This is a genomic window from Massilia sp., from assembly GCF_032106685.1.
Classification (GTDB): Bacteria; Pseudomonadota; Gammaproteobacteria; order Burkholderiales; family Burkholderiaceae_D; genus Telluria.
Window position 1 is genome coordinate 1 of record NZ_DAMCPG010000076.1, and the last position, 10110, is coordinate 10110.

Here is a 10110-nt window from a genome sequence, read left to right on the forward strand (position 1 = left end):
TGTTGTTGACGATGGTGAGCTCACGCGCGCCTTGCGCGATGAGGGCATCGATCAGCCTTGATGGCATGCCCGCATTACCGAAGCCCCCGATCATGACGGTCGCGCCGTCGTGCACGTCGGCGACGGCACGTTCCAGCGTTTCATAGGTTTTGTCGATCATGTCTTCGCCTTGTCGTGCGCCGATCATGCCGACGCACTTGAAATGATGTCTGCGATGTTCGATAATCGCACTGATGTTTGATTACCGCCCAATGCAGTGTAGTAGCACCCTGGCCGAAAGGTCAAGAAAAAAGACCAACGCGCGCGCACTGCCGCGCTGCCCTGCCCCTTCGCCTGCTTTACAATCCTGCCATGACAAATACTGCCACGACCAACAGCGCGACCCACGGCGGCACCGACGCCGCCGACGGCATCGACTCCCCGGAAACAGGTGAGGAGCGCGAGCTCACCATCGCCGAGCAGATCGACGCCCTCACCGACCCGAGCTTCATGACTTCGCTGGCGCGCGGCCTGGCCGTGGTGCGCGCCTTCAGCGATTCGCGCAAGCCCCAGACCATCGCCCAGATCAGCCAGAAGACCGGCATCCCGCGCGCGGCCGTGCGTCGCTGCCTGTACACGCTGCAGCAGCTCGGCTACGTCGAGGCCGAGCACAACAACTTCTCGCTGCGCCCGAAGGTGCTCACGCTCGGCTATTCCTATCTGTCGTCGACGCCGCTGACGGTGTCGAGCCAGCCCTACCTGAACAACATCAGCCGCGAGCTGGGCGAATCGAGTTCGCTCGCCGTGCTCGACGACGGCGAAGTGCTGTACGTGGCGCGCGCCGCCGCCACCCGCGTGATGTCGGTCGCCCTGAACACCGGCAGCCGCCTGCCGGCCTACTGCACCTCGCTCGGCAGGGTGATGCTGGCCCACCTGACACCAAACGAGCTGAACGCCTATTTTGCGAAGGCGAAGCTGCGCCCGATGACGGACAAGACCGTGACCTCGCAAAAGCGCCTGCGCGAGATCCTGCTGGCGGTGCGCCAGGACGGCTACGCCATCAACGACGAGGAACTGGAACTGGGCCTGCGCTCGATCTCGGTGCCGGTGCGCGGCGCCTCGGGCCAGGTGCTGGCCGCGCTGAACGTCGGCGCCCAGGCCGGCCGCGTCAGCGTCGAGCGGATGAAACAGGAGTTCCTGCCCGTGCTGCTGCGCGGGGCCCAGGAGCTGTCGGTGCTGCTGCCCTGAGAGGACGGTCTTGCGCACGGCACGGTGGGCACAGGGGCGCCCACCCTACGTTGCACACGCTACGGAACCCGTAGGGTGGGCGCCCCGTGCCCACCGATACATGCACGCCCCCGGCGCTCGCGCGCGCTTCGTCCGCCCGATCAGAAATGGTGACGCAGGCCGAGCATGACGCCATTCTGCGTCTTGCCCACACCCACCGTGCCGCCGGCGTCCAGCGCCACCGCCGACGCGCCGTCGTTGTCCATGCGGCCGACCGCCGTGTAGACCACGGTGCGCTTGGACAGCGCGTAGTTCAGGCGCGCCACCAGCATCGTCACGTCCGAATCGGAGTTCTTCGTGTTGCGCGCCGCGGCCTGGAGGTCGAACACGAAGTTGTTGACCGGGTGGCTCACGCCCAGGTACCACAGCAGCGACTCGACCTGGCCGGTGGCGGCATTCGTTTCGCGGTCGATCACGCCGCCGCCGATCTTGGTCGGGCCGATCATCAGGTAGCCGTTGACGGTGGTGCGGATGTCGGTGTTGTCGCTGCTGGTCAGGCCGCCGCCGGCGCCGGTGTTGCCGTACATGCGGTCGTAGGACGCGGTCACGCCCCAGGCCTTGGTCTCGTAGCCGAGCAGGCCGGTGTACTGGCGGCAGGCCTTCGAGTTGCCCGCCACTTCGCCGCCGCAGTTGGTGGCGGCCGGGCCGCCCGCGTTCGATGCGTCGCGGCCGAAGCTCCAGGTCGCGCCGAGCACGAAGCCGCCGAAGTTGCCCATGTAGCCGATCGCGTTGTCGCTGCGCGCGTTCGGCAGGTAAGGGTCGATGCTGCCGATGGCGAACAGGTTCGGCCCCAGCACGTCGGTCTTCAGGCCCGAGATGTAGGTCATGTTGTTCTGGCGGCCGAGGGTGAGCTGGCCCCAGGCGCCCTTCAGGCCGACGTTGGCCGCGCGGCCGAACATGCGCCCGCCCTGCTGCTGGGCGCCGGTGTCCATGCTCAGCCCGTTCTCCAGCACGAAGAAGGCCTGCAGACCGCCGCCGAGGTCCTCGGTGCCCTTGAAGCCGATCCGCGACGGGAAGGAACTGGTCAGGGTGGGCACCTTGGTGTTCGAGTCGCCCGCGTTGTTCACGTTGGTCAGGTGGGCGATGCCGCTGTCGACGATACCGTAGACCTGGACCGAGGTCTGGGCGTGGGCGGAAGTGACGCTCGTGGCTGCGGCGAGGCCGCAGGCCAGCGCGGCTGCGCTGGACAGGATGCTCTTCATGTTGTCTCCTTGGGTTTATTATGGTGCGTTCGATTACCGCACAAGAGGTTGTTAATCGAACGCAAAGCCGATACTATTGTTGTCACGGAACCTTGTCAACACTATGCTTGAGCCTGTGTTGGCCCGGTTGCGACAAAAACCGGCCGCCCGGAACGGCCACGCCGACCGACAAGGCGCGACAACGAGATCCATCGACAGGAGACAGACATGCAAGTCAAGACCATCGCCGCACTCGCGGTCGCCGCGGCCTTCGCCGCCCCGCTGGCCCAGGCCCAGGACACCATCAAGGTCGGCGTGATCGCCGCCTTCTCCGGCCCCTTCGCCGACTACGGCAAGCAGATGCAGGGCGGGATCAAGGCCTGGATGGCCCAGCACGGCGACAAGGTCGCCGGCAAGAAGATCGAGCTGATCTACAAGGACACCACCGGCCCCTCGCCCGAGATCGCCAAGCGCCTGGCCCAGGAACTGGTGGTGCGCGACAAGGTCGACTTCCTGGCCGGCTTCGGCCTGACGCCGGAAGCGCTGGCGGTGGCCCCGATCGCCCAGCAGGCGAAGAAGCCGATGATCATCATGAACGCGGCGACCTCGGTGATCACCACCAAATCCGACTACATCGCGCGCTTCTCGATGACGCTGCCGCAGATCTCGGCGCCGATGGGCGACTGGGCTTTGAAGAACAAGATCACGAACGTCGCGACCGTGGTGGCCGACTACGGCCCCGGCATCGATGCCGAAAAGGCGTTCAGCGACCGCCTGGTGAAAAACGGCGGCAAGATCGTCGAATCGATCCGCGTCCCGCTGCGCAACCCGGAATTCGCGCCCTTCATCCAGCGCATCAAGGACGCCAAGCCCGACGCCGTGTTCGTCTTCGTGCCGGCCGGCGAGCAGAGCATCGCCTTCATGAAGGGCTACCGCGAGCGCGGCCTGGCGGCGGCCGGCGTGAAGGTGATCGCCACCGGCGACCTGACCGACGACCACGTGCTGCCGGCGATGGGCGACAACACCCAGGGCGTGATCACCACCTTCCACTACTCGGCGGCCCACAAGTCGCCCGAGAACGACGCCTTCCTGAAGAGCTTTGCCGCCGCCAACCCGCAGGGCGGCCGCCCGAACTTCATGGCGGTCGCCGCCTACGACGGCATGAACGCGATCTACCAGGTCAGCCAGAAGCTGAACGGCAAGATCGACGGCGACAAGGCGATGGCGGTCCTGAAGGGCATGAAGATCAACAGCCCGCGCGGCCCGATCAGCATCGACCCGGCGACCCGCGACGTGGTGCAGACCGTCTACGTGCGCAAGGTCGAGATGGTGAACGGCCAACCCTACAATATCGAGTTCGACCAGTTCCCGAACCAGAAGGATCCGGGCAAATAATCCGCTCCTGGCGACTCAACGGGGGCGGACAGGCGTCCCCGGCTTGCGCACAGTCGTCACCAAGGTCGGCAAGGACCACGCGCCGCCAGGCGCGATGCCGTTGCACTCGCCGGTATTCCCCTCGCTGGTGTGCACGAAGCGCTTGCCGTCCCAGGTCCAGTCCTCGAACGCCCAGCAGTCGCCGATGCCGCGCCCTTTCTGCGAACCGTCGATCACCCCATCCGCGTAGCCCGAGCCCGAGGTGGTGACGAGCTCGGGCGCGTAAGGCGGGTTGGCGTTGATTACCCAGTAGGCGTCGCCCTGGTTGTAGGCGCCGCGCCAGCAGAGCGTGGACGCCAGCAGCTTGCCGCCGCTCAGGCGCCATACGGTAATCCCGTTCTCCGCCTCGTCGGGCTCGCTGAGTGCCTGGCATTCTTCTTTGGCCTGCGCTGTCAAGGCCGCGCGCAGGATCGCGAGACGGGCCTTCGGTAGCTCGATGATTTTGTGGTCCGGCACGACAGCGATGACCACAGGCGCGGGCAAGGCGGGCAGCACGCTGTTCTCGTCCTTCGTTCCCTTGCGCACCAGCGCGCCGGGCGTACCGAGGCGGCCCTGGAATTCATCCATCTTCAGCAGCACCGCGGCGGCGCCCTTGTCCGACAGGCGCCAGGTGAGCGTGCCGTCGGTCCACTCGATCCGGCTGTCCCTGGTCAGGGCGGCAAGCAGGGCCTGGGTTTGCCGGGGCGCCAGGTCGACGGTCCACTTGCCCTGGGCGATCAGCACCTTGCCATGCGGCTGGCCGTTGATCCGCATCGTCAGGTCGAGCTTCGGCGGGAGGCGGTTTGTCTCCTGCTCGTCGCCCGGATTCCCGATCTGCAGTTCGCCCTTCACGGGCGCGTGCGGGCCGGCCTGGCGGGTCAGCAGGACCGACACCGGCATGGGCGGCTTGTCGCCGTCCTCGTCGTCGTCGCTGGCGCCCTCGGCGTGGTAGCCGGCAGCGCGGCAGGTGCGCGTGTTGTCGCAGGCGAGTTCCCAGTTCCCGTGCTCGAAGCGCAGGCCGGGCGTCTCGGCGGCGGCGGCGCCTGCGGCCAGGAAGGACAGTGAAAGCGGAAGGAGCAGGTGTCTTTTCATATGCGTGCTGAATATTGCGTGAACGTGAAGGCCGGCACCGGCAGCCGAGCGCGGCTCAGTGTACGGATTCATTGCATTTATGGCAAGCCATCAGCGCGAACAGCCCGTCCAGGCTGCGCTGAACGACTGTGCAAGTCACACCGGCAACGGAACGCGCGCCTCCGGACCCGCGGTGTAGCATAGTTCGCCAGGCAGACCATATTCCGTTCGACGAAAAGAAAGGACCACAGTGAACCAGCGCTATCGACCGATCACGCGCCTGGGCCTGGGCGGCACCGGGCTGGGCGACATGTACCACACGACGAGCGACGAGGCGGCCCACGCCACCGTCGACGCCGCGTGGCAGGCGGGCATCCGCTACTTCGACACCGCCCCGCACTACGGCGCCGGCCTGTCCGAGCACCGCTTCGGCATGGCGCTGCGGCGCCGTCCGCGCGAGGAGTTCACGCTCTCGACCAAGGTCGGGCGCATCCTGGTGCCGCACCACCCCGGCGAAATCGCGAGCCCCTTCGTCTCCGCCATGCCCTTCCGGCGCGTGCTAGACTACACAGCGGACGGCGTGCGCCGCGCCGTCGAGGACAGCCTGCAGCGCATGGCGCTCGGCCACATCGACATCGTCTACGTGCACGATCTCTCGCCCGATGCACTGCCCGAAGCCGACTTCGAGCACCACTTCCGCATCGCGGCCGGGCGCGGCGGCGCCTTCGAGGGCCTGGTCAAGCTGCGCGAGGAAGGCCTCATCAAGGGCTGGGGCATGGGCGTGAACACGGTCGAGCCCTGCATGCGCGCGCTGCAGGCGTCCGACCCCGACGTCTTCCTGCTGGCCGGCCGCTACACGCTGATGGAAACCACGCCGCTGGAGGAATTCTTCCCGCTGTGCGCCGAGCGCGGCGCCAGCGTCGTGATCGGCGGCCCCTTCAACTCGGGCTTCCTGGCCGGCGGCGAGCACTACGACTACCAGCCGGCGAAACCCGCGCAGCACGCCCACCGCGAGCGCCTGCGCCAGGTGGCGGCGCGCCACAACGTCGACCTGGCCGCGGCGGCGCTGCAGTTCGGCCTGGCGCACCCGGTGGTGTCGGCCACGATTCCCGGCGCCAGCAGCCCGGAACACCTGCGCCGCAACGCCGCCCTGCTGCACATCGAGATCCCGGCCGTGTTCTGGGAAGAACTGCTGGCCGAGGGCCTGCTACCGGCGAGTGCGCCGATTCCTCCAAGAAAAACGGTAGTATAAGCAGGAGCGGCCGCGATTGATGCGGCCGGCCCGGGACCCGGCGCGGCAGCGTGACGATGCGTCCCGGGCGCGCTGACGCCCACGCGCCCTCGCCCTCGCCCGCTGGGTGCGCGAAGGCGGCAACCTGTACACACAAAAACGACACGGAGACAACATGCAATCCAAGCTCAGCTACGTGCACGGCGCGCACGACCTGCCCCTGATCGGCGACACCATCGGCGTATTCCTGAAGAACATCGCCGCGCGCCACGGCGACAACGACGCCCTGGTCGTCCCGCACCAGGACGTGCGCTGGACCTACCGCGAATTCGACGAGCGCGTCACGCGCCTGGCCGCCGGCCTGCTGAAACTCGGTCTGCAACCAGGCGACCGGGTCGGCATCTGGTCGCAGAACTGCGCCGAATGGGTGCTGGTGCAGTTCGCCACCGCGCGCGCCGGCCTGATCATGGTCAACATCAACCCGGCCTACCGCCGCGCCGAACTCGAATACGTGCTGGGCAAGGTCGGCTGCGCGGCCCTGATCCTGTCGCCGGTTTTCAAGACCAGCGACTACATCGCCATGGTGCAGGACGTGGTGCCCGAGATCCACGACGCGAAACCGTCGATGCTGAAGTCCAGCAAGCTGCCCGAACTGCGCCACGTGATCCGGCTCGGCAGCGACAAGACCCCGGGCATGCTCAACTTCGAAGAACTGCTGGCCGAGCCGGCGCCCGCCCAGCTCGAGCAGCTGGCAAGGCTCGAGTCCGAATTGCAGTTCGATGAAGCCGTGAACATCCAGTTCACCTCGGGCACCACCGGCTCGCCCAAGGGCGCCACGCTGACCCACCACAACATCCTGAACAACGGCTTCTTCATCGGCGAAGCGATGAAGCTGAGCGAACGCGACCGCCTGTGCATCCCGGTGCCGCTCTACCACTGCTTCGGCATGGTGCTGGGGAACCTGGCCTGCGTGACCCATGGCGCGACCATGGTGTTTCCGGGCGAAGGCTTCGAGCCGAAGTCGGTGCTGGAGACCGTGCAGGCGGAGCGCTGCACCGGGCTGCACGGCGTGCCGACCATGTTCATCGCCCTGCTCGACCATCCGGACTTCGCCGATTACGACCTGTCGACCCTGCGCACCGGCATCATGGCCGGCTCGCCCTGCCCGGCCGAGGTCATGAGCCGCGTGATCAGCCGCATGCACATGTCGGAGATCACCATCGCCTACGGCATGACCGAGACCTCGCCGGTGAGTTTCCAGAGTTCGACCGACGATCCGGTCGAACTGCGCGTCTCGACCATTGGCCGCGTACACCCGCACCTGGAAGTCAAGATCGTCGACGCCGTCGGGCGCATCGTGCCGCGCGGCGTGAAGGGCGAGCTGCTCACGCGCGGCTACTCGGTGATGCTGGGCTACTGGGGCGACGAGGAAAAGACGCGCGAGGCGATCGACCCGGCGCGCTGGATGCACACGGGCGACCTGGCCGTGATCGACGAGAACGGCTTCGCGGCGATCGTCGGCCGCGCCAAGGACATGGTGATCCGCGGCGGCGAGAACATCTATCCGCGCGAGGTCGAGGAATTCCTGTACCGGCACCCCAAGGTGCTGGACGTGCAGTGCGTCGGCGTGCCGGACCCGAAGTTCGGCGAGGAGCTGTGCGCCTGCATCATCCTGCGTCCGGGGATGGAGGCCGACGGCGACGAGATCCGCGACTTCTGCAAGGGCCAGATCGCGCACTACAAGATTCCGCGCCACATCCGTTTCGTGAGCAGCTTCCCGATGACGGTGACCGGCAAGATCCAGAAATACCTGCTGCGCGAGCAGATGACGACCGACCTGGGGCTGGCCGGCTGAAGGTACTGCCGCGGCGTCAAGCGGCGCCGCTGTCGGGCAGCGCCGCATACCAGGCGGCATACGGCGTGTTCGCGGCCATCTTGCGGTTGTAGTCGGGCGCGCCGTCGGTCCACCACACGGGGCCGCGTTCGCCCAGGGCGTGCTTGGCTTCGTCGACGGCGGCGCGCGCGCGGCGTTCGGCGTCCTTGTCGCCGGCTTTCAGGGCCAGGCCGACCTGGCGGCGCGCCCGCATCAACCCGTCAACCAGGTATTGCCGGACCTCCGGGGCCAGGCCTGGATTGCTGAGGCGCCACAGGCGTCCCCTGACCACGAAGTAGCGTCCGTCCGGCGTACTGGGATGGCGTGATGGTATCGGCATGCGTCGAATGTAGCGAAAGCCGCGGCAGCGTGTCGCCTGCTTTGCTGGCGTTCTCCGCCGCACGGCTCGCCGGCCAGGTCGTTTGCGCGCCAGGCCACTTTCCGGCGTTCCTCGCGCGCCACCGTCTCTCGATATTCCATCGCGATCTGATTCGATCCATTCTGAGACTGTTTCGTGATGGATGGCGCGCGCCTGTTGCGGACGCCGGCCGGCGGCCTAGACTAGAACCAGATGCCGCCAAAGCCGGCATCCTGGCTGGAGTGGCGGGACATGGACATCTTCACGGCGGTCGAGCGAAAAAACCAGCGCGAATTGAAGCGCATCCTGGCGGCCGCCCCCGGCGCCGCGCGCACCATCGACTGCTGGGGTCGCACCGCCCTGATGTTGGCCTGCGTCGAGGGCGAGGCGCGCTTCGTGGAATTATTGCTGCCCTGGAGCGACGCCGCGGCCAGCGACCGCGACGGCGTTACCGCACTGATGCTGGCCGCCTTCGGCCACCCGCGCTGCGTGGAATTGCTGTTGCCGGTCAGCGACCCGCTGGCGCGCGATACCGACGGCTGGACCGCGCTGATGTGGGCCGCGTCGAGCGGGAGCGAACAATGCGTCACCCTGCTCCTGCCGCACAGCGACGCCACGGCAGCCACCGACTCCGGCATGACGGCGCTCGACATTGCACGTAAGCACGACCAGCTAGCCCAGGCGCAGCAAATCCGCCGCCACCTCGTTGCACAGGGAGACGCTTCCCTCCTCTCTGCACCGGTCCGCACGGACAACGCGCGCATGCAGCCGCTCGCACCCGGCCAGGGCTAAGCGGCTGCCCGCCCCGAAGGCGCAAAGCGTCTCGCCTGTCGCCCTGCGCATGCGATTCCTGGAGACTAGACGCCCTGCACGCTCAGCGCCCTGACCGCCCCGCGCAGCTGCGCCTGCAACGTCGCCCTTTGCTCCTCGTCCAGGTCCGGGAACATCTGGCGCTCGGTCGCGGCGACGTGGACGTCGCATTCGGCCAGCACCGCCTGTCCCGCCTCGGTCAGGCTGATCTGGATGATGCGCCCGTGGGTCGGATCGGGCGTGCGCGCGATCCAGCCCTTCCCTTCCATCTGCTTGACCATCTCGTTGGCCGATTGCGGCGAGGTCATGGTGCGCATCGCCAGCTGGGCGTTCGACAGCGAGCCGTGGGCGCGGAACACCGACAAGGCCGTGTACTGCGGCACGGAGAGGCCGCAGGGCGCCAGGGCGTCGCGCAGGCGCTGCTTGAGCACGTGGTCGAGGCGGCCGACCAGGTAGGCCAGGCCGCTGGGGCCCGACGCCTTGGCGGGCGCCGATGGTTTTTTTGCTGTGTTCATGAAAAGCGACTTGTAAAGCGGTTCAGGTGCGTATAGTATAAGGCACATATCAGGCAGCCTGATAATATTCCAACAAACGAGGAGACATTGTATGTCCAAATACGAAGCGCGCTGGCAAACCGTCAAGGTGGACGTGGAGAACGGTATCGGCTGGATCACCCTGAACCGTCCAGAGAAGCGCAATGCGATGAGCCCGACGCTGAACCGCGAGATGATCGACGTGTTGGAAACCCTCGAGCTCGACGACGAGGCCCAGGTCATCGTCCTGACCGGCGCCGGCGAAGCCTGGACCGCGGGCATGGACTTGAAGGAGTACTTCCGCGAGACCGACGGCAAGCCCGAGATCACCCAGGAGCGCATCCGCCGCGACTGCTCGCAGTGGCAATGGAAGG

At 67.0% G+C, this 10110-nt stretch carries 11 protein-coding genes; 6 read left to right on the forward strand and 5 right to left on the reverse strand.

Going from position 1 to position 10110, the window contains the following annotated elements; all coding sequences use genetic code 11:
* A partial coding sequence (locus RT688_RS23295; RefSeq protein WP_313707226.1) for a CoA-transferase occupies window positions 1-160 on the reverse strand: 160 nt, incomplete at its 3' end.
* A 191-nt stretch (window positions 161-351) separates the two neighbouring features.
* On the opposite strand from RT688_RS23295, the gene RT688_RS23300 reads away from it, so the two are divergent.
* A complete protein-coding gene (locus RT688_RS23300; RefSeq protein ID WP_313707216.1) occupies window positions 352-1227 on the forward strand; it encodes an IclR family transcriptional regulator C-terminal domain-containing protein in 876 nt (291 codons plus the stop codon).
* 140 nt (window positions 1228-1367) lie between these two features.
* Here the strand turns inward: RT688_RS23300 and RT688_RS23305 are convergent, their stop codons facing one another.
* The gene (locus RT688_RS23305; protein ID WP_313707217.1) at window positions 1368-2468 is read right to left on the reverse strand and encodes a porin; all 1101 of its coding nucleotides are present in this window, start codon (window positions 2466-2468) and stop codon (window positions 1368-1370) included.
* Window positions 2469-2675: 207 nt separating this feature from the next.
* Here RT688_RS23305 and RT688_RS23310 point away from each other — a divergent pair, with 207 nt between their 5' ends.
* Window positions 2676-3842 (forward strand): ABC transporter substrate-binding protein, encoded by a 1167-nt coding sequence (locus RT688_RS23310; RefSeq protein ID WP_313707218.1) that lies wholly within the window; start codon window positions 2676-2678, stop codon window positions 3840-3842.
* A 15-nt stretch (window positions 3843-3857) separates the two neighbouring features.
* On the opposite strand, the gene RT688_RS23315 is transcribed toward RT688_RS23310, so the two are convergent.
* Complete coding sequence (locus RT688_RS23315; RefSeq protein ID WP_313707219.1) at window positions 3858-4952, reverse strand: DUF1176 domain-containing protein; 1095 nt, start codon at window positions 4950-4952, stop codon at window positions 3858-3860.
* 229 nt (window positions 4953-5181) lie between these two features.
* On the opposite strand from RT688_RS23315, the gene RT688_RS23320 reads away from it, so the two are divergent.
* Together RT688_RS23320 and RT688_RS23325 are read left to right on the forward strand one after the other, a co-directional pair.
* Window positions 5182-6183, forward strand: a complete 1002-nt coding sequence (locus RT688_RS23320; RefSeq protein WP_313707220.1) for an aldo/keto reductase — start codon at window positions 5182-5184, stop codon at window positions 6181-6183.
* 154 nt (window positions 6184-6337) lie between these two features.
* A complete protein-coding gene (locus RT688_RS23325) occupies window positions 6338-8017 on the forward strand; it encodes an AMP-binding protein (RefSeq protein ID WP_313707221.1) in 1680 nt (559 codons plus the stop codon).
* A 16-nt stretch (window positions 8018-8033) separates the two neighbouring features.
* Here the strand turns inward: RT688_RS23325 and RT688_RS23330 are convergent, their stop codons facing one another.
* Window positions 8034-8375, reverse strand: a complete 342-nt coding sequence (locus tag RT688_RS23330) for a hypothetical protein (RefSeq protein WP_313707222.1) — start codon at window positions 8373-8375, stop codon at window positions 8034-8036.
* Window positions 8376-8645: 270 nt separating this feature from the next.
* Between RT688_RS23330 and RT688_RS23335 the strand changes: the two genes are divergently transcribed.
* On the forward strand, window positions 8646-9185 hold the full coding sequence (locus RT688_RS23335; protein WP_313707223.1) for an ankyrin repeat domain-containing protein: 540 nt from the start codon (window positions 8646-8648) through the stop codon (window positions 9183-9185).
* A gap of 65 nt (window positions 9186-9250) precedes the next feature.
* Here RT688_RS23335 and RT688_RS23340 read toward each other — a convergent pair whose 3' ends face one another.
* A complete protein-coding gene (locus RT688_RS23340) occupies window positions 9251-9718 on the reverse strand; it encodes a MarR family transcriptional regulator (protein WP_313707224.1) in 468 nt (155 codons plus the stop codon).
* Between the two features lie 91 nt (window positions 9719-9809).
* Between RT688_RS23340 and RT688_RS23345 the strand changes: the two genes are divergently transcribed.
* On the forward strand, window positions 9810-10110 hold a 301-nt coding region (locus RT688_RS23345; protein WP_313707225.1), incomplete at its 3' end, for an enoyl-CoA hydratase-related protein.